The organism is Paenibacillus sp. S02 (assembly GCF_019454065.1).
GTDB classification, from domain to species: domain Bacteria; phylum Bacillota; class Bacilli; order Paenibacillales; family Paenibacillaceae; genus Paenibacillus; species Paenibacillus polymyxa_B.
The window spans coordinates 1,375,106-1,395,869 of sequence record NZ_CP073682.1 but is presented as its reverse complement, the minus strand read 5'-3'; the positions used below and the strand labels follow the sequence as shown (position 1 = coordinate 1,395,869).

Genomic DNA, 20,764 nt, shown 5'->3' with positions numbered 1-20,764 from the left:
GAAATGATGTTAGGTATTCGTTATCTAAGGTCCTATATACATTCCGATCTAATATTAAGCGACCTCGGCTGCCTGGGAAACCTGAGTGCCTCCGGTCGCCCGAACTTTGTAGACATAGTGGCCTCCGGCTTTTACTGTGCGGTCTGTATACGTGCTTCCCGCTACTTGCGAGGCGATCACCTGATAGGCCCCGTCGGTCCCGTCAGCACGCAGCACATCATAGGAAGATACGCCTTCTGCCTGAAGCCAATTAATCTTTACTGCCCCATCCTGAACAGAGGCAGCCTTCACCCCTGTTGGAGCTGAAGCTGCGGTTTGATCTGTACTTTTTAATTCCAAAATATATTGTACCGCTTCGCCAGGACCCAGCTTTTCTTCAAAATCAAGAGCAGGAGAAGCCTTGAGCCCTGATATGGAACGTTGTGCCTGACTGTAAGTAGAACCCGCTCCAAAACGTTCACCCGTGTACAAACCGGCTTTCGGCATCGTTACCCGTACACGAACTGTCTGCGTGGTAGCTTCGAAATTCACTAGATTCACCAGCAATTTGTCTGAAGTAGCACCGCTTCCTGCCAGCGGTTTAAGCTTGGACGTATCCACCGCACGAACATACACCATCTTATCCTTGGTATCCTCTGGATTCAGCACTGTATAAGTCAGCGGTTTTCCATGGGTGGCATAGGCTAAGCTCAAGCGTCTCATGATCTTAACGCGGGTGTCCTGCCCTTGCCCGAACGGATAAATTTCTGTGTTGGCCGGGTTATGACTTTGCAGATCGAAGCCTGTTTTAAACAGCGTATAATCTTTATAAAAAGCAGCGTGCTGGATAAACATATCGGCAAACCCAATTTGCGAACGCATAATCCGGTCGAATGCAGCTGCTTGTGGCTGACTAGCCCCGTAATCTGGATTGTCTCGATGCGTATCATTGGTACCGAACTCTGTGTTCAGCATCTTCTTCGCCAGTCCATTGCTCGAACCGCCGAAGGTTTTTAAATTTTGGACGAAGCTGCCCCCGCCCTCTTCATTGTACGATTCACCATAGGCGTGTCCATTGGTCAGGTCGGTGACTTCCTCCAGCTGTTTACGTTGCGTCGGGTCCCGTTCCCATCCATCTGGGTCACCGCATTTTTGCGTACCTCCGGTTTGATTTTTGCACGCCTTAGTAGAGTACGTTGGCCAGTAGGCCCAGCCCGGTGCTACGGTTTTGAGATGCGGTGCCAATTGCTTGCCTTCTGTATTCAACCACTTGGCCACAGCCAGATTTACCGCCTTGGAGCGATTAAATAATCCAGGTTCGTTATCTACTTCATAATATTGAAGATAAGAACCGTATTTTTTTACATAATCGCGCAACTTTTGCTTGGCCGTCTCTGGTAGAGAACCATCTTTTTGCAGCTTAATATCACCTGTATATAAATACAAAGCAGACGATTGCATATTATACTGCTTTAACGTTTGATAGTAATCATCTACGTCTGTACAGGCCTTGCCCACATTACTGGCACAGGTGACCCTCATGACGTTGCCACTATAAGCAATGCCCAGCCACTTGAGAACGTATGGTAAATGCTTAACTGCACCCTGATCATAATAAAATTCTTTATTGTTCACATTTGTTCCGGTCAGTATATATTTACCGTGTACCGGTTCGGTCGCAGGTGAAGCTAACGTCTCCAAGCTCAAGTCATCCCAAGTCCACCACACATTTTTATCTTCTGCAGAGGAGCAGTATAGGCAGCGCGCTGTCTTTAGCTTGAGTACGTTAACACCGCTTTGCAATTGCTCTTTGGGTATATACAAATCGTAGTTGTTTTTGAAATTATAAGCACTCCCAGTACCAGATACCCCGGCAATCTGAATAATACCGGACAGCTGATGATTTGAAAATACAGCCATTTGCGGGACTGCTTTGCCCGCATCCAAAATCCGAACACGGAATATCATACCATTGGGAGGAATCTGATTCAGCTTATACTGGAGTGTCAGTTCAGGGTTCGTGGACGCATTCAAACCGGGAGGAATATCTCCACTGCTGAGCAATACCGGAACTGTTGTACTTCTCTCTGCTTCCGCAAATGCTGACAATGCGCCTTTAGCAGACGATTCGGTAGAGGCAGCTGCTGCAGAAATATCGATATTTTCCCTACCGACCACACCTTTGAATTCCGCTGAAGAGTCATCCCTCTGACCCAGCTTCCATACTGGACTGGCAGCCGCTACTTTATCCGTCTGCAATTCTGCGCTTCTTGAAGGCGTGTATATAAACCAAGCGATCATCGCTATAGCTACGACCGCTAGTAGTCCAGATAAAACTACTGTATACCTATGGGATAACCATTTTTTTATCATATGATCCACCCTCTCTCCTCAAATTTTTTGACCGGGAAAGAGTATCAATCAAGGAAGAAACAAAGCGTTTCCGGGAATCACCGCTTTCGCTTCATGCTGACTTTCCCACATTAGACGTGCCATCGCGTCGCCTTTTTCATCATAGTATTCCACTTTTAAATCTACCATTTTGCCTGCTTCCAAAGTAATACTACCTTTACGCTCTGTCCAGCTTTGTTTGAACCAGCTGTCAATAACCAACTTGCCGTCTACCCATACACGGATACCATCATCGGATATCGTTGTGAACGTATAGGTCTCGCTATATTGCGGTTTGATTTTACCCGTCCAGCGAACCGAGAACTGATCGGCATTCACCTTTGGATCAGCTGCATTGGCACGCCAGTTATAGTCCAGCTTGCTATCTGTACGGATCAAAGAAGGACTTCCGCTCAAATTCATATTGTTAAAATATTCGCCCTGCAGCCCGTTCACATATACCACATCAGGAACGGAAGGAGGAGTCGGAGCCGGGATAGGCTCACTTTGTCCCTCGTCCGGTAAGGTCGGTACGTCTGTCCCAGGTTGTTCGATTGCTGCCAGCCCATTTTTCACATCATCCCGCGTCAAACTCTTCGAATCATTCATATAATCCTGAATTTGATTTGTTGTGTTATTCTCAGTCAGCATCTTGCCCCAAGTCATGGAATATACCCATTTAGGTTGAGCCTGCAATACCTCAGAACTAGGCATCTCACCGTGCTCCCCAATGGCAATCGGCTTATTCCGTGCCAGCCCGAGCAGACCTTCGTAATGACTTTGCTTAAAATCATTGTTGTAAATGTCTACTGCCAAAATGTCCACTTTGTCATCCCCCGGGTATTTCGGGGTATATGGGACAGTATACGAATTGGGCGCATTCGGACTCCATACCCACAGCAGATTGTTCAATTGATGTGTGTTTGTAAAACGGTCGTACATGATATTCCATAGCTGATTGAAATTAGTTTTGTTTCCCCACCAGAACCAGTCACCATTCATTTCGTGGTAAGGTCTCCACAAAACCGGAACCCCTGCATCACGAAGCTGCTTTAACGATACAGCGACCTTATCCAGATCGGCAATGAGGAGGTTATACTGCGCAGTACCTGGAGTCACGTATTTGTTGAACTCTGCCTGACTTACTTTCGCCTGTACATTGGCCCAAGTCAGTGGCCTACCCGGTAGCGCTTCATGAAAAGTCATCGTCACAATACCACCGGATCTGCTCCAACGGATAGCACTATCGACGACATTTTTACGTTGTGCTGCTTCGGTAGCGTCAGATTGACCAGAGATAGCTCCCATCTCATAGCCGTGTACACCTACATATGCCTGACTGATTTTTTGGACCTTGTTACTTAATTCATCTGGACTTTCCAAATAATCATGCTGACCGGTGACTATTTTTTTCCCTGAGATGTTGAGTAAATAATTGTATAGTTCACGGGCCTGAGTAGAAGCGTCCGAATTAACAGGTTGTAATGAAGCGGCATTCGCTACAGACAGAGAATCAACAAAACCGACGGGCAACAATGAAAAAAGCATAACAACGGGGAGTACACGACGTATCAGTCGATACAGAGGAATAAAATTGAATCTCACTTTCGCTCTTCCTTTCGGTAGCCAGGCTGCCATCCTTGTGGAAGGCCCTTTAGCTTTGCGTACCTGCCTTTCGACAGGGCTGCGTTTATCGTTGGAAGGAGTTTGGATTCCTTCTTACCCTAAGTATCGACTTTTTTTTACCAAAATTTAATAGGTCATGTTCATGAATTTACAGGTTTTCGCCCAATTTCGACAGTTTGGGTTATGAATTTTCATGAATTCGTCTTTTTTCGTTTTCACGAAAATAATTAGGAGATAAATTGGTGACGGGAAATTTCATTCCAATCCATACAAAAGCGGACAATATCCTCTTCAACCAATTCAGAGCCAGTCTGCACCTCAATAAAATCCACATCGGTCACAGCCAAAATGCTATGCTTCGTCCCTTCAGGAATGCGAACTACATCACCAGCCTTCACTTTGTGCAGCTTCTCATTCAAAATAATTTCCGCTTCACCGCTAATAATGGTCCAGATTTCACTTCGTTTGAAATGAAGCTGGTAGCTGATATTTTTGCCTTTCCGTACGCGGATTCGTTTGGTCAATACCTCGTTACCCTCGTCATACTTGACATAATCCACAACCCGATACTGCCCCCAACGACGTTCTTCATACATTGGACGCTGATCGTGAGCCTTGAGCACTTCCTTAATGCGAGGACTTTCTGCCTTATTGGTCACAAGAATGCCATCCGGGCTAGCGGCTACAATCAGATCATTCGTTCCAATGATCGCCACAGGAATGTCTAACTCGTTAATAAGGCTCGTATTGACGCAATCCTCCGTTACTACACCTCTGCCCACTTGTTGATTAGACATTTCTTCTGTGAGTGTATTCCAGGTACCCAAATCCTTCCAAAAACCATCATACGGAAGAACTACGATGTCCTTTTCCTTCTCGACTACTTCATAGTCAAAGCTGATTTTTTCCAGAGATGCGTATTGCTTTTGCATTTCTTCATAATTAAGCGGCAAACCCTTGGATGCCAAGATATCCAGCAAATAACTTAATTTGAATGCAAAAACCCCGCAGTTCCATAGAGCATTGCGTTCAATCAGACGCTCCGCCTGCTCCCGGTCGGGTTTCTCTTGAAAATGGCTCACTTCGCGGTAGCCTGTGCTACCTTGGGTGGCATCGTTTTTCGGAATAATGTAACCATATTTCTCTGAAGGATAGGAAGGGACAACCCCGATTAAAGCAAGCTTGCCTTCACTCTCCTGAAGCGTATGTTCCAGCTGGGCTACGGAAGCGAAGAAAGCATCCTCAACATAAGGATCTACAGGCAATATAGCTATAATTTCATCAGGTGAAACACCAGCAATGGAATATAGATAAGTCGCTGTCAGCGCAATCGCAGGAAAGGTGTCTCTGCGTTCCGGCTCAACAATGATGCGCGTATTCGGCCCGACCTGACTCTGGATCATTTCGACCTGTGCTCTCCCTGTCGCAATAAACGAGGATTCTGATAATCCGTTGTCTCCCAATTGTCTCCATACCCGCTGTACCATGGATTCCGAAGTCCCCTCCGGGCTCTCCAGTACCTTCAAAAATTGTTTGGAACGGGAATCGTTGGACAAAGGCCATAATCTTTTACCGGAACCACCAGACAAAAGTACGAGCTTCATAACTCTCCACTTCCTCTCTATATTGGTTGGATGATCGGATGGGGCAAAGTTGAGTAGCCCGCTACGGGCTGGATTTGATCTTACGATCGCTGTTGGACCGGGATTCACTTGATTATATAAAATCGTATATAGGTTTGAATCCCGATCCAAAGGCGAACGCTCCGCTTCTCCAGCTTCAAATCCATCCCTGCGCTACTCAAAAAATGCATCATATCGATCATACCTTGTGGTGCAAAAGGCACGACCGGACATTATTAAGTCCGGTCAGCCTGTAAAGACGTGTGCGCGGCGTATCCGCCTGGCGCTTTGATCGGAAGGAGCGGCATCAACCGTGCCGCTCCTTCCGATACGCCCTTCCTACTCTCCCCCACCATAAGGTGGGAGTTTAAAAACTGTGACTCTATGCGGGAAAAGCAGCGGAGCGGTCCATTTGAATCTGGAGAAGCGCTAGCGTTCGCCTTTGCAGTGGGATTCTTACCTTGGAATGTTTTTATATAATCCAAAGAATCCCACTGCAACAGCGATCGGAAGATCGAATGGAACGCGCAGCGCCTCCAACCCGCCACAGTCACTTTTTAATCTGTCACGTTTAAACTTCTACCTTATCCCGATTCCACCCACTCATCCGCGGACGACCCACGGAATAGTATTCCAGCCCGGAGCCTTGAATCTGTTCCTCAGCGAATACGTTACGACCGTCGATGAGAACCGGCTTGTGCAGAATGGAGGCCAATTGTACGAGATCGACTTTTTTGAACTCTTCCCAATCGGTCAACAGGCACACAGCGTCGCTACCTTCAGCGGCTTGCTGTGGGGATGAGCACCACACAATATTCGGGTGATCCACGCGCTCCTTGAATTTATCCATCGCAATGGGATCATACAGTTTGACAATAGCGCCTGACTGAATGAGCGTTTCTACGATTTCCAGTGCTGGAGCTTCACGGATGTCATCTGTATTTGGCTTGAAGGCGAGGCCCCAAATACCAATGGACACACCGTTCAGTTGACCCAGCGATTCGCGCAGCTTGGATACAATCATAAAGCGCTGGTCGGTATTCACCTCGACCACCGATTTCAACAACTTAAATTCATAGTCTACATTACCCGCAATTTGGATAAGCGCATTTGTGTCTTTTGGAAAGCAAGACCCACCATACCCGATCCCTGCTTGTAGGAAAGAGGAGCCAATCCGTTTGTCCATCCCCATACCGTCAGCCACACAGGTTACATCGGCGCCAACCTTTTCGCAAATATTAGCGATTTCGTTAATGAACGAAATTTTAGTTGCCAGAAACGCATTGGACGCGTATTTGATCATTTCAGCACTACGGATATCCGTCACATAGATTTTATCCGTGAACACCTGATGCAGAGTGACCATGGTTTCACGCAATCCTGTATTGTCCAAACCAATAATGATGCGATCCGGATGAAGTGTATCATTGATGGCTGAGCCTTCTCTCAGAAACTCCGGCGCGGAGACGATATCGAAAGACAAACTCGTGTGGCGAGCCAATACGTCCTTAATCTTTTCGTTCGTTCCGACAGGTACAGTGCTCTTGGTCATAATAATCTTATACCCGTTCATGGCTTTCCCAACATCAGCGGCCGCCTGTTCAATGTACGACAAATTCGCCTCGCCGTTAGCCAGAGAAGGCGTACCTACCGCCAAAATTACGATATCCGAGCGGCGTACCGCATCGGCCAAATCCGAGGTGAACTCCAAACGGCCGGCTTCCAGATTCAACGCGATCAATTCCTCAATACCCGGTTCATAAATCGGAGATTCCGCCCGGTTCAACATGTCGATTTTGTGCTGCTCCAGATCGACACAAATCACCTCATTACCTTTTTGCGCAAAACACACACCCGAGACGAGCCCAACGTATCCAGTACCGATTACAGCCAGCTTCATTCCGTTCATCCTCCTTTTAGAAAGTTCACATAGGCTTGTTCTACATACTTTTTTAATTGATCCTTGAAGTTATCTTCATCAAATTTGCGGGCATGGGTAATGATATCGTCCACATTCCATGCATGTTGCTCAACCTTTGCGACGGCCTCCAGCACATCCTCTACTTGATGCTTGCGGAAAAATACGCCGTTCACATGAGGAACAATCGTATCCAGCGCTCCCCCGCCCTGAAAAGCGATGACAGGCCGTCCGGCCGCATTCGCCTCCAAAGGCGTAATACCGAAGTCCTCTTCACCCGGAAAAACGAGCGCTCGGCATTCTGCCATCAGCTTGTTAACCTCTTCGTCCTCAAGCCTGCCGAGGAACTCAATGTTCGGGGCAGCCATACCTTCGAGTCGTTTACGATCCGGACCTTCACCCACAATGCGCAGCTTGAGACCGTTACGTTTGAATGCTTCGATCGCGAGATCGATGCGCTTGTAGGACACCAATCGGGATACGATCAGGTAATAGTCACCGATGTTTGTAGCGCGTTTAAAACGGGATGTATTAATAGGTGGGAAAATGACATCCGAATCCCTTTGGTAATAGTGCAAAATTCTTCTTTTAACAACCGAAGAGTTGGCGACAAACTGGTCTACGTTGCGAGAAGTTTTGGCATCCCATGTTTTCAACCGGTTCATGTACAGCTTTAGCATGTTTTTGAGCAGGTTGGATTTGGACTGCCGGGCCATATATGTATCGTAATCCCAGGCAAACCGCATCGGTGTGTGACAATAACAAATGTGAAACGTATGTTTGGGTACCTGGATGCTTTTCATAAATGCGCTGCTGGAGCTTAAAACAATGTCGAAATCCCTGAAATCAAAATCACGGATAGCGATGGGATACAGCGGCAGCACTCCTTTGAAGTTGGCCTTCACTCCTGGGACGTTTTGTAGCCAAGTGGCTCTAATATCCGCATCCTTCAAGTTACGCGACAGGCGGTCGTCGCTGAACACCGTTGTGAAGATAGGAGCCTCCGGATACATATCGTGGAATACCTCTACTACCCTTTCCGCTCCGCCCATTTGGATTAAGTAATCGTGTGCTATCGCTATTTTCATCTGAATCATCCTTTAACGCGAATGTCGGTCAGACTCCTGCCAACAAACCCTTATAGTAATGAACTATATCCTTAACTGTGTTCTCGATGACAAAATGCTTCTTGACCCGCTCCATCCCTCTCTCACCCATCTGCTGACGTTCCTGTGGATGCTCCAACATCCAGCGGATGGCTTCTTCCAGCTTAGCCGGGTCACCCGGTTCAATAAGCAGCCCGGTTTCATGGGGTACCACCGTTTCCTTGGGGCCACCCTCATTGGAAGCAATCACTGGGAGACCCGCAGCCATGCCTTCAATAATGACCTGACCGAATGGTTCTGGTGTAATAGAAGTATGAATCAGCAAATCACAACGCTGCATCAGGCCTTGAATGTCATCGACGTGTCCCAGCAAATTGACGTTAGCCAACCCGTATTCGCGCATCGTGGACTCTAATCGTTGCTTGTATTCCTCTTCTCCGAACAACGCATCTCCAGCCAGCCAGAATTTCACGCGCTGATCCGGTAAAAAGGAGCGTGCCGCTTCCAGTAAAATATGCTGTCCCTTCCATTCCGCCAATCTGCCGACCAATACGACGTTAAACGAGTCATCAGCACGTAAATCCGCAGCCGTGTCACGTGCTGTAATTGCTTTGGCAAAAGCGGAATAAACGACGAGCGTCTTTTTGTCCGGGGGTAACTCCAACGCACTCAGCGTGGACTTGGAATTGGCAATCACTCCGTTGGGCAAAAAGCGGGACATCAGCCGAATCCCTTTGGCTACAATCGGCTTCAGATACGGCGGACCGATGTGGTCACGGATATGCCAGATCAAGGGCAGCTTCGCCGATTTGGCGGCTACTGCACCATACAGTGCAGACTTGAGCGAGTTCGTGTGAACGCACACGACCTTTTCCTCACGCAGCAAGGGCGCAAGTTTTCTACCGTAAGCCAGCAAACGAAAAGCTGCTGCAGGCGCACCTAGATTCACGGCATTTCGTCCCCGATTGCGAATCGAATCGTCCAATGGAATGATGCGCACATCAATATCACGCTGCCGAAGCCGATCTGCCAAATCGCCCTCCTCTGCCAAAATAACGAGCGGGTCGATATGTTCCCCGATATTCGTCAGTATGTTATACAAAGCGACTTCGCCGCCGCTCCATCTTGCCGTATGGTCAATATAAGCTACTCTCATCATTTCGCCGCCGCCTTTCTATCAAGGACCTGTCGGAACACCTCTTCCACCTGCTCCGCTACATGTCCCCATGTATATCTGCTCAGGACATGGTCCCGGCATTCCCTTGCATTCGGTAGAAGTTCACGATGATCCAGCACACGCAGCAACCCTTCAGCAATGGCTTCACTATCCGTTCCCTGAAACAATAGCTCGGGATGGAATCCTCTTAAAATTTCCTTGTTGCCACCCACAGGAGTCGCCAGCACCGGCAGTCCCGAGGCCATCGCCTCCACTGTGATCAGACCGAAACCTTCCAGTGCCTGTGTGGGTACAACGAACAAATTCGATGCTTGATGGTACAATGGAAGTTCCTCATCCGACACATAACCGAGCAGCTTTACATGGTTATGAAGATTGTATTCCTCCACCTTGGAGGCCAATTCCTCCATCAAGGGGCCCTTCCCTCCAATCAGCAACAGATGATCAGGATGACGCTCGGTTACTCGTCTCCATGCTTCCAGTAGCTGTAGCAGTCCCATTCGATTAACAAGACGACGAACGGTTAGCACAATCGTCGCATTTTGCGGCAAATTCAGGCGCTTCCGCACGGCTTCTTGATCCTCTGCTGGGTGGAACCTTTCTACATTCGCCGCACCAGGAATAATATGAATTTTGCTGAGTGGAACTTTATAGTGCTCATGTAAAATATCCCGAAAAGTTTCGCTTAGCACTATAAATTTATCCGCCAGTCCGTAGGCCTTCATTTCAATGGATTTAGCCAACGTCGTTTTTAGAAAATGCTTGATGCCCTGTCCCTCAATCTTCATTTCCTCCGTCCACGGTCCGTGAAAGGTGGTAACTACCGGGATTCCTCTTTTTTTCGCCTCCAGCGCCGGCCCGACACTATAGGGGGCAAAATGGGAATACAATATATCCATCGGTTGCTTGTCAAACAACTCTGCTGCATATTTTTGCATTAGCTCCCGGCGCTTCCAGATGGATTGCTGCTTGCTGCCAATCGTATGAATCCGAATACGGTCGGGCGCTTGCGGCTGCTCGTCACTACAGATTAGAGCATCCAACGTATTGCGCTCTAGCGTAAGCTGCTCACAGATCGATTTGAAATATGTGTTGAGGCCTCCTGGCTGCAAGGACGGCCAGCTAAGCCCCGTTGCCGCAATACGAAATCCGTTATTGTACGACATAGCTGGTTTCTCCTTTCTGCTCGGTATGTCCGTCATCCACGATTTCTATCTTTTTTCGCCGCTTGGTTAGTTCATAATGCTTGAAGCAGACGAGAAACTCATACATCACCCAGAATACTGCTACGGCAAAACCCGCCAATCCCTTGCGGTATAAGCCTTGGACAAAATACTTCTGCACAAAGCGGGCAGGAGGCCGCCACAATAGTCTGGTAATCCGAAAGGATCTTCCTTTGTTAAATGCCGTCTCTGCTTCCAGATCTGTATATTTGTTAAAACGGGTCATATGATCACTGATGCTGCGGAAGCCATAGTGCCATAACACGCCCTCCAGATTGACAATCTGCGAAGAGGCTACATCCGGCATTTCATGAACAAGACTATTCGTAATGCCATAAATACGCCGATTGTACAAACGAACCAGGTATTCCCCTTTGTTCATCCATTTGCCGAGAAAATCTCCAATCCGAAATACGGAATATGCTTTGGCCGGATCGTGGAGCGTTTCCTTTACTTTCAATAAGTCTCCAAGCAACTCTGCATCCACTACTTCGTCCGTATCAATCAGGAATATCCAATCAAATTCCGCTTTTTCAACACCAAACATGCGCTGTTTGGCATAACCGGGCCACGGGTTAGAAAACACCCGACAGCCCAAGGATTCAGCTACCTGAATCGTATTGTCCTTGCTCCCTCCGTCAATGACGACGATATCGTCCGCAAAGGGCTTGCAGGATTTAATGGCGGCTGTGATTCGAGTGCCATCATCCTGAGCGATAATAACTACGGATATCCGGTTGTCCGCGGGAACGCTAGACATGTGGTTCATTAGCGGGTGCCTCCTTCTTTATCTAACCGTTAACTGGCTTTTTCCGGATGTAGTGTGACATCGTTGATCGGAGCCATTGAAAATCTTGTTTGGAAATAAGCAGTCTTGGAATCTTCATTTTTAGAACGAATTTAACATTACATAAAATGAAAATGAACCGTAGAATCCCCGAAGACAGCATTGCTATCCCTGCACCCGTCAATCCATATTTCGGTACGAGTATGGACAGTAATGGAATGACGAGCGCCAATCCGACACCCTGTAGAATGGTAACCAGTTTGGGCTTACCCAACGCCATAAATTGTTGTGCCAGCACCATGGTCCCTCCACTGATAGCAACCTCAAGCACCAGGAACCGGAATACCGTAAGCGCTTGTTTAAACTCTTGACCATATAACAATGTAAATACGAACGGAGCAATCAGCATCAGCATCGTTGCAGCCAGAAAGGTTGCCGTTGATGTCACTCGAAATGCCCGAAATGTTATGGCCACCGCCTCTTCCTTATTCAGACCGGAGGCTTTGGGAAACAGCACGACAATGATCGAGGTAGAAAATACATTCACCATCCTGGCCAAGCTGACCGCTACTGCATATAAACCGAGATCAGCGGGTCTGAGCAGACCCGCAATCAAAATCTGATCAATATAAGTGGAAACCTGCCCCATGAGATCATTTCCGTATGAACCCATACCGTAGGTAAAGAGATTTTTAAATTGCGTCCAGCTGTTCTTTACCTTTGGTTTGTACAGCCGAATCATTCGTATCGTGACACCGATATAAATCGGCAAACCTGGCAGTAAATAGGCCAATGCCGAGGTGTACGGATTCATATTTCCGGTTAAGATCAGAATCGCCAGACCCAGCAGTGTACTTAGAGGTACCAGATACCGAAATAAATTGTACTGCTTATATTCCGAGCGAACTTGAAGCAATGCATTATTGATCTGTGAAATCGCTATGAGCGGACACATCATCATGGAGCACTGCGCGAAAAGTATGACCGATGAAGAAAAAGAGCGCAGCCAATAAGGAATTAAAAATACTCCGACGAGTGTCGCCAATCCCCCAAACATGGTAGCCAGTAGCAAGGCCAGACCATACAGCTTGCCCGTTTCCTCCGGTTTCCTTTTCGCATTGTAAATCAATGCAGACGGGACACCGAAGCTCATGCAGAAGGCGAGAAATTGGGACCAGTTCACCATCGCTGTCTGTTCCCCGCGTCCAGTAGGACCCAGGAATCGTGCCGTTAGCACACCAGTCAGCATATTCACGACGAGAATCAGCATACTGAATATCATCGTTTTTACTGCTGCAGAGCTGTTATCCTTGCTTTTGGCAAACCGAATCACCGTGGACCATAGTGTCCGGACAGGTGCGGATAATGCTTGTAAGTTTTGCACAGCCTTTACCTTCTTTCCGCGATGACATCTTTTGCCCATAGTCCTATTCCGATCATCATCCAGATCAGATAGCCGCGCATACCGGGGAAACCATTATCTGATATGAGACTGGCTACAGCTCCGGCCCACGTAGCCAACGCCAGTCTGATATAAGGCTGACTGGCATCTCGTGCGGCAATACGGGCGAGAAGGCGCTTGATGATAACGAACAGACCACCGAAGAAAAAGAATGCCCCGAAAATACCGAAGGTGAGGAAAATGGCGATATATCCATTATCCATAATCCCAAGTTCGCCGAGATCGCCGCCGTTATCAAGCTTGGTTCCGATTCCTACACTCCCGATCCCCTGCCCGACCGGATTGCCAGCAATCGCCGGAAGCATCGTATGCAGTAAATCCAAACGTTCATTGTACGAATGATCCTGCTGAATATCCGTCAGCGTCTGCATGCGAGCCACCAAACCTTCTGCCCCTGGAAGTTTTGGAACAATGATGTAGAGAAGAAGGCCAACTATAGCTAGTTGAAACAAGGTTTTCCACTTTCCCTTGGAAGATGAACTGAGAATGTAAGCCAGCAACATGACGAATGCAATTAGCCAGGCTGAACGTACCAGCGTGATTAAGAGACAAACGACCGTCAGCAGGATTCCGATCCATCCCAAAGTGCCACGCCACCGTTTTTCCATTAGCATGGGTACAAGTGCCATCGCCAGGAAAATAGCGCAGGGACCGGGCGAGTTCATAGAAGAAAACACTCTGATTTGAAGCGGTTCTGGAACACCAATCGAATTCATTTCTACATGATTCATCCAAAATGCATCCCACGGAGGCACCGTCAAGTACTGGATAATGCCGTAAATCGCCACAAGAACAGCAATGTTGGCATATGAATACAACAGTCGGTCCAGCTCCTTCGCTTTCATGGGCTTAATCGCAAGATATGGCAATAGGATCAAAGGAACCACATAATTGGCTAAATCATAAGCAAAAACAATACCATTTTTGAATAACCCGACCACACTTCCGTAGGCCAGTTCTATGCCGAAAAATACAGCAATTCGGGTCAAGGGTTTTTCCGCCTGATGAATGCCTCGCAACACAGGAATAATCAACATACTGCTTACCAGCAGTGGTGCCACGCTCAACAAGGAAACCGAGTGATACGTTCCCTCCAACCAATCCGCAATGCGGCGGATTTCCGGGCCTACTGCCCACACTGCCAGTGTGTAAGGAATCAGTAGCCGGGATTGCAAGATCGCCAGCAGGAAGGCCGGAAAAACGAGCGCCAGCAATATGGCTCCCTGCTGGCTCATGGTGGGAGTCATCTTGGCACTGACAAATCCGATGGCGAGTGGCAACATACAAGCCAGCAACCCCATGCCGATCATGCCGATTCCACGCCGATTTCCTAGCCAAACGGAAATCTGCTGATCTGCCAACCGACTCATGTTTCTCACCCCTGACCTCCCTTCATCCGCTTCCGCTTGAACATCTCCTTAAACAGCAGAACGAGAAATTGGGAATCCTCAATCAAATATCTTTTCCACAATCGTTTAGGCTCCTGAGACAACCTCCAGAACCATTCAAATCCCGTCTTCTGCATCAGCTCCGGTGCTCTTTTCACATTTCCTGACAGGAAATCAAAGGTCGCTCCCACCCCAATCGAAATCGGAGCGCGGTAAGTCTCATAATATCTATAAATCCATTTTTCCTGTTTAGGGGCGCCTACACCTACAAAAACGATGTCCGGGCGAGCCTCTTGAAGCAATTGGACAATGTGCCTGTTCTCCTCTTCGTTTTTCTCAAAGCCATAAGAAGGAGAGTAACAGCCCACCACATTCATGTTCGGATAAGATTCCTGGAGATTGAGCATAGCCTTCTCAGGAATACCGTCAGCTGCACCCAGAAAAAATAACCGATAGCCTCGATCCTCAAAAGCCTCTCCCAGCCGAGTGAACAAATCTGACCCGGACACCTTTTGTTTGAGGGGCTTTTTCAGTAACTTGGACGCCCATATGATAGGCATCCCATCGGCCACTACAGCTCCAGCATCCGAATACACCTTGCGGAATTCATCATCCTTGCGAAGCTTGATCACATGATCGACATTACAGGTCAAAATGTAGGAATGACGCTGATGTTCAATAGAAGTATCTATAAATTCGAGTAGATCATTAAAATCGTAATTATCAAAGTTGACATCGAACATGTTCACTCTGCTCATCGTATCACTTCTCTTTGCGAAAATCGGTTTGAGTAGATGTCTGGTATAACGCGTTCAAATACCAGCAAAATGGAATAATCATCTGAACCGTCGACAACGTATTATCTGAAAACGAGTAGATCAGAAAGCCTGCAATTAAGCTTGCAAAATAAGGTTTGATAGACTTGGCAAGCGACCGGTAAATGAGAGCGAACACGATCAGCAATGAAAGCATTAATAGTCCGCAACCGATATATCCCGTGTCAAAATAAAAGCGTATATACTCGTTATGCGGTACAACAAAGCCATTGAATAATGTCCCGTCGTTCGCGACCGTTACCGCGCCAAGACCTCTCCCTGACCAAGGGTAATCATGTACTCTGTTCAAAAAATATTCCCATGCCTCCGAGCGTCCCGACAGGTCAATGCCTGTATCGGTCTCCCGTTCGAAGGAGCGTTTTTTTAAATTGTTCCATTGCAGGGCCACCGCCCCCAGAGCAACCAAAAACGATCCGGCCAGCGGTAGCAAATAATTGACTTTCCCCTTGAGGTACTGACGGGCAATATCAAACAGATATACAGCAAACATTAATAACAATGCCAGAATCGGTCCACGTGTACCGGTAGCGATCAGAATCAGAAAGTTCAGTGCCAACACAGTGTAATAAAAAGCGGCTTGCTTGGGTTTGCGCTTGACCTCAATTAGAGAGACGGCAATTCCGAGAAAGGAGAGCATTGCCAGATGCGGCGGTATATTCGCTCCTTGTACTCTGACTGCGCCCGTAAATTCCACATCCGTAAACGAATGCAGCCCTAAAACCTGCAAACCCAGTCCAATGACCACACTAATAATTGGCAACAGACTGATCAGTCGGATATGCTTTTCTGCCACATCCTTTTTCCACTGAATCAGTAAAAAAAAGAAAGGGAGTGATAAACCGACGAACGCCTTGACGGCAATCGAGGTTGTTAACAAAGGCAGCCATGCTGAAAATCCAAATGTGATCCCCAGCATGATCACCAATGCCCAGACCGGATAGCTGAACTTGAGTCGTATGCCATACACGAGCATGCACGGCACCAGCAAAGCCAAAATACCCAATTTGTACAATGACAAAATCTCAATACCGAACACGCCACCCTGATACAGAGAATCGACTGAGACTGCTGTACTTAGCAAAACAGCATAGCTGATGCGCTCCGGATGGTGGATAGAAACAGCCAGCAAGAGCAGTAAACATACCGCCGCAATACTGACCGCCGGCTGATAGGTAGCCGCAATTCCTACAGCAAGAGCGCCCAGTAGAAAAATAAAAACATGCTGTATGGTGTTTATTCTAGTAGTCCAAGGATAGTTACTCATGTTCCATCTTTCACCCCGCAGCTGACTCGCTTTTCCGGTTGCGCAATGTATCCAGCGTCCCACGGATACTTTCAAGCCTGCACCGGTTCAACAGCTTCCTGCCCTCACTACGTGCCAGCAGGGAATCCACAGTGATGTATAACACTCTGGCTGCCGTCTTCGCCATCAGCATCGCGTTGCCGCGCAGACCTACGGCCTGAGCAGCGTTAGACATGCCCTGACAATAGTAGCGGTTCATGATCCATTCTTTCGTTAACCGTGAAGCCGGCACAAAATGTTCCACAGACATGTGTGGATGATACATAATCGTTCCACCATTTTTACGGATTTGCTCGAATACCCACGATTCTTCACCTGATAGAAGGATATCTCCCTTTCTGCCTAGATGAAGAGGGAACATAACGGCAGCAAAAGCCGTTTTGCGCATCGCCATATTCGCTCCAAATGGATTCAGTCCCGACGGATATTCACGAACGGCTTTGCCCAGATCAATAATCGTGTAAGGCAGTTCAAGCGGGCCTGTTAGCCAACCCGGTCGTTCCGTCTCAAACATAGGGTCGATTTTCCCACCCATAGCCGTCAGCTCAGGATTGTTCCCGAATGCTGACATAATCGTTTGCAACCATGTAACACACGGAATTGCATCATCATCGAGAAAAGCAATGACTTCCGCTCTCGATAACGTAATGCCTGCATTACGAGCAGCAGACAGTCCTTGTTCGCGCTCATAATGATATCGGAGATGAATATTCTGACCATGGGCGACGGTGAACCTTTTGATCGTCGCTGCTGTATGATCGGTGGATCGGTTATCGACCACAATGATCTCAGCCAGTGCAAGGTCTTCCAGCTCCAGCAGGGACATTAACGTTTTCTCCAGCAGGTCCGCCCGGTTATAGGTGCAAATAACGACGGACACTGCGGGACATCGCTTGAATGCATCCATCAGTAAGCATCCTTGGAGAACAGCATTTTAACGCCTGTTTTCATGATAATTTTCAAATCCAGCCACGTATTGCGAACATGAATATACTTCAAATCCATTTGCACCATTTCTTCGAAGCCTACACTGTTACGTGCGCTCACCTGCCAGTAACCCGTACATCCCGGTGTTACAATCAGGCGTTGCTTATCATAATCGGAATATTGCTCGACCTCGCTGGGCAACGGCGGACGCGGACCGACTAAGGTCATGTCGCCGACCAACACGTTCCACAGCTGCGGAATCTCATCAATACTCGTCTTGCGCAGAAAACTACCAATTTTCGTGATCCGAGGATCGTTTTTAATTTTGAACATGGCGCCGCTCACTTCATTCAGCTCCATCAAGTCCTTTTTCAGTTCCTCTGCATTGGACACCATTGAACGGAATTTATACATATCGAATAACTTCTCATTCTTGCCCACCCGAGTTTGCTTGAAAAACACACTTCCCTTTGGGTCTTCGAGCTTAATCAAAACGCCTACCACTATAAAAAGCGGAAGCAAGACGATCAAGCCCACGAACGACAGCAGCATATCAAGGAGGCGTTTTGTGACCAGGTAGGACGTTTTATCCTGAATTTGTGTATTTCCGTATGGCATGTAAAACGCTTTACCTGACATGACAGCCTCGCCGTCCTCCGGTAAATTTTCCATGCTCATGCTGACGTACCCCCTCTCAACCTGCCGTGGTTGCTTTCTCGGTCTTTTTCAACCATTCATTCATGGCCTCTATAACCGGATACTTCAAATCATCGCTGGCAAGTGCAAATTCAAGTGTGGTTAAAATATATCCAAGACGCTCACCTACGTCATAACGTGTGCCTTCAAAATCATAGGCGTACACACGCTCACTCTGATTCAGCTTTTGGATCGCATCCGTCAACTGAATTTCGCCGCCAGCTCCTTTTTCCTGAAGATCAAGATATTTGAAAATTTTCGGCGAGAACACGTAGCGACCCATAATAGCCAAATCGGATGGCGCTGTGCCTGGAGCCGGTTTTTCTATAAAATTATTCACTCGGTACAAGCGTCCGTCCTGCTGATCCGGTTCAATGATGCCGTACCGGTTCGTAAATTCCTGCGGTACCCGCTGCACACCGATAACCGAATTTTGAGTTTCCTCATACTGATCCATCAGCTGGCGCAGGCAAGGTTTCTGACCTGTTACGATATCATCGCCCAGCAGCACACCAAACGGCTCGTCCCCGATAAAGCGTCTTGCGCACCATACCGCATGTCCAAGACCTTTGGGTTCTTTTTGGCGAATGTAGTGGATTTCCACTCCCGAAGAGCGCTGTACTTCCTCCAGAAGCTTCAGCTTACCGTCCTCGAGCAGTTTGGATTCCAGCTCAAATGCGTTGTCAAAGTGGTCCTCAATGGCACGTTTGCCTTTACCCGTAACGATAATAATGTCCTCAATACCCGAAGCAATCGCTTCTTCCACGATATATTGAATCGTAGGCTTGTTGATAATCGGAAGCATTTCCTTAGGCATCGCTTTTGTGGCAGGGAGGAAGCGCGTACCTAACCCTGCTGCTGGAATAATGGCCTTTTTCACTCTTTTCGTCATCGCACTCATTCTCCTTGCTTCATCGAATTTTGGTGTTGCTTACTTCACCTGATTCATCACAATTCCAACCAGCGTCGCACTGGCCTGCTCCATGAGTTGCTTTGTTTTGCGTAGATCTTCCCGTTTGGTACGACCATGTCTAGCAACGAGAATCACACCATCCGTCAAGCCTGCAATCAGGCGAGCATCCGTATAATTCAGCGCCGGAGCCGAATCGAGTAAAATGATGTCATATTCACGTTTGAGCTCTTCCAGCAGCTCAGCCATACGTTCGCTACCGAGCATATCTGCTGCGTTGTACAGGGTGTCTCCACCGGGAACAACCGATAGCTCCAGCCCACCATGCCTAACGATAGACTTGGAAGAAGCCCCACCGCGCAAATAAGCCGATAGACCTCCGGTATTCTCCATTCCGAATATCTCGTGCAGCGCTGGTTTATGCAGATTGCAATCTACCAGAGCCACCTTCTTGCCTTCTTGTGCAAAGGAAACTCCGATGTTGGCGAGCAATGTAGTTTTACCCGCTCCGCTTTCCGGCGAGGTCAACAATAGAACCGTGCCACGGTCCTTTTGCCCAATCACCTGCTGCCGGATGTATGTACGGAGGGATCGAAATGATTCCGAGATATACGATGATGGATTACTTTCTGTAATCAACATGTCATTCAATCGCAGCATATTTACGCTCCCCTACCCGTTCTTTGGAATTACCGGCTGCTCCATCGACGTCCTTCTTGCGAATGACTGGAATCGATGCGATTACCGGAATGCCGATGTCCGCGTCCGCTTCTTTCTCCGAGCGCAGCGTGCCGTTAATGCTTTCCAGGAACACAATCGTGCCCAATGCAATCATCAGCGATACGAGAAAACTAATCGCAATATTCATGAGCGGGTTCCCATTAATCGGGTCAGGATTGGCCTGAGGGTCCGCTTCATTTAAAATTTTCACATTATTCAATTCCATCAATCCCGGAACTGTCTGTACGAATTTCTGGGTTACCGCGTTTACAACCGCTGCGGCCTGTGGATAGCTCCCTGCCTCAAACGTCAAACCGATAACCTGACTTTTATCCGAGGATTTAATCTGCAGCTTCTCTGCCAACTTCTGCTGCGTCAAACCGAACTCGGGATGAGCCGCTACAACAGCGTCCATAATTTTAGGTGAAGTGAGAATTTGCTTGTAGCTTTCCACCAAATTAAGACTTGTGTTGACGTCGTTCAGATTGTTGCTCCCCTGCTTGGCGGAAATATGATTAACCAGCAGTTGGCTTGAAGCGGAATAGACTGGCTTCACAACATTGTCGCTCACAAAGTATGTTGTTACACATGAGAGAATGACAAAAATTGCGATCAGCCACAATCTTCTTTTGATCAGGACTAGATAATCCAAAATGGTTTTCTCCACAAAAATCCTCCCTCCTACACATTTTC

At 47.7% G+C, this 20,764-nt stretch carries 17 protein-coding genes and 1 riboswitch; all 17 genes read right to left on the bottom strand.

Features of this window, described 5'->3' with window-relative positions; genetic code table 11:
* Positions 1–54 precede the first annotated feature (54 nt).
* Positions 55–2,352 (bottom strand): PD-(D/E)XK nuclease family protein, encoded by a 2,298-nt coding sequence (locus tag KAI36_RS06015; protein ID WP_220027249.1) that lies wholly within the window; start codon positions 2,350–2,352, stop codon positions 55–57.
* A gap of 48 nt (positions 2,353–2,400) precedes the next feature.
* Positions 2,401–3,975 carry a glycosyl hydrolase gene (locus KAI36_RS06010; protein ID WP_220027248.1) on the bottom strand — a complete coding sequence of 525 codons (1,575 nt, stop codon included), beginning with the start codon at positions 3,973–3,975 and terminating at the stop codon, positions 2,401–2,403.
* Between the two features lie 13 nt (positions 3,976–3,988).
* A riboswitch (cyclic di-GMP riboswitch) is annotated at positions 3,989–4,069 on the bottom strand.
* A gap of 154 nt (positions 4,070–4,223) precedes the next feature.
* Positions 4,224–5,600, bottom strand: a complete 1,377-nt coding sequence (locus KAI36_RS06005) for a sugar phosphate nucleotidyltransferase (protein WP_025720487.1) — start codon at positions 5,598–5,600, stop codon at positions 4,224–4,226.
* A gap of 589 nt (positions 5,601–6,189) precedes the next feature.
* Complete coding sequence (locus KAI36_RS06000; protein ID WP_071639863.1) at positions 6,190–7,518, bottom strand: UDP-glucose dehydrogenase family protein; 1,329 nt, start codon at positions 7,516–7,518, stop codon at positions 6,190–6,192.
* 5 nt (positions 7,519–7,523) lie between these two features.
* Positions 7,524–8,624, bottom strand: a complete 1,101-nt coding sequence (locus KAI36_RS05995) for a glycosyltransferase (RefSeq protein ID WP_025720491.1) — start codon at positions 8,622–8,624, stop codon at positions 7,524–7,526.
* 28 nt (positions 8,625–8,652) lie between these two features.
* Positions 8,653–9,801, bottom strand: coding sequence for a glycosyltransferase family 4 protein (locus KAI36_RS05990; protein ID WP_071639862.1), 1,149 nt, complete (start codon positions 9,799–9,801; stop codon positions 8,653–8,655).
* Positions 9,798–10,985: a glycosyltransferase family 4 protein gene (locus tag KAI36_RS05985; protein WP_220027247.1), complete on the bottom strand. Its 1,188-nt coding sequence runs from the start codon at positions 10,983–10,985 to the stop codon at positions 9,798–9,800. Before KAI36_RS05985 ends, KAI36_RS05990 begins: the two co-directional genes overlap by 4 nt.
* On the bottom strand, positions 10,972–11,811 hold the full coding sequence (locus KAI36_RS05980) for a glycosyltransferase family 2 protein (protein WP_023987421.1): 840 nt from the start codon (positions 11,809–11,811) through the stop codon (positions 10,972–10,974). Before KAI36_RS05980 ends, KAI36_RS05985 begins: the two co-directional genes overlap by 14 nt.
* A 22-nt stretch (positions 11,812–11,833) precedes the next feature.
* Positions 11,834–13,213 carry a lipopolysaccharide biosynthesis protein gene (locus KAI36_RS05975; protein ID WP_025720498.1) on the bottom strand — a complete coding sequence of 460 codons (1,380 nt, stop codon included), beginning with the start codon at positions 13,211–13,213 and terminating at the stop codon, positions 11,834–11,836.
* Positions 13,214–13,218: 5 nt separating this feature from the next.
* A complete protein-coding gene (locus tag KAI36_RS05970; RefSeq protein ID WP_220027246.1) occupies positions 13,219–14,661 on the bottom strand; it encodes an O-antigen ligase family protein in 1,443 nt (480 codons plus the stop codon).
* Between the two features lie 5 nt (positions 14,662–14,666).
* On the bottom strand, positions 14,667–15,437 hold the full coding sequence (locus KAI36_RS05965; protein ID WP_013309155.1) for a WecB/TagA/CpsF family glycosyltransferase: 771 nt from the start codon (positions 15,435–15,437) through the stop codon (positions 14,667–14,669).
* A 4-nt stretch (positions 15,438–15,441) separates the two neighbouring features.
* A complete protein-coding gene (locus KAI36_RS05960; protein ID WP_220027245.1) occupies positions 15,442–16,779 on the bottom strand; it encodes an O-antigen ligase family protein in 1,338 nt (445 codons plus the stop codon).
* Positions 16,780–16,789: 10 nt separating this feature from the next.
* Positions 16,790–17,725 (bottom strand): glycosyltransferase, encoded by a 936-nt coding sequence (locus KAI36_RS05955; RefSeq protein ID WP_104496508.1) that lies wholly within the window; start codon positions 17,723–17,725, stop codon positions 16,790–16,792.
* Entirely contained in the window at positions 17,725–18,423 is a 699-nt protein-coding gene (locus KAI36_RS05950) for a sugar transferase (protein WP_220027244.1), read from the bottom strand. The genes KAI36_RS05955 and KAI36_RS05950 overlap by 1 nt, the downstream gene beginning before the upstream one ends.
* A gap of 16 nt (positions 18,424–18,439) precedes the next feature.
* Positions 18,440–19,333: a UTP--glucose-1-phosphate uridylyltransferase GalU gene (gene galU, locus KAI36_RS05945; RefSeq protein ID WP_220027243.1), complete on the bottom strand. Its 894-nt coding sequence runs from the start codon at positions 19,331–19,333 to the stop codon at positions 18,440–18,442.
* Positions 19,334–19,372: 39 nt separating this feature from the next.
* Positions 19,373–20,011: a CpsD/CapB family tyrosine-protein kinase gene (locus tag KAI36_RS05940; RefSeq protein ID WP_220027242.1), complete on the bottom strand. Its 639-nt coding sequence runs from the start codon at positions 20,009–20,011 to the stop codon at positions 19,373–19,375.
* On the bottom strand, positions 19,995–20,738 hold the full coding sequence (locus KAI36_RS05935; RefSeq protein WP_023987416.1) for a YveK family protein: 744 nt from the start codon (positions 20,736–20,738) through the stop codon (positions 19,995–19,997). The genes KAI36_RS05940 and KAI36_RS05935 overlap by 17 nt, the downstream gene beginning before the upstream one ends.
* Positions 20,739–20,764: the final 26 nt, after the last annotated feature.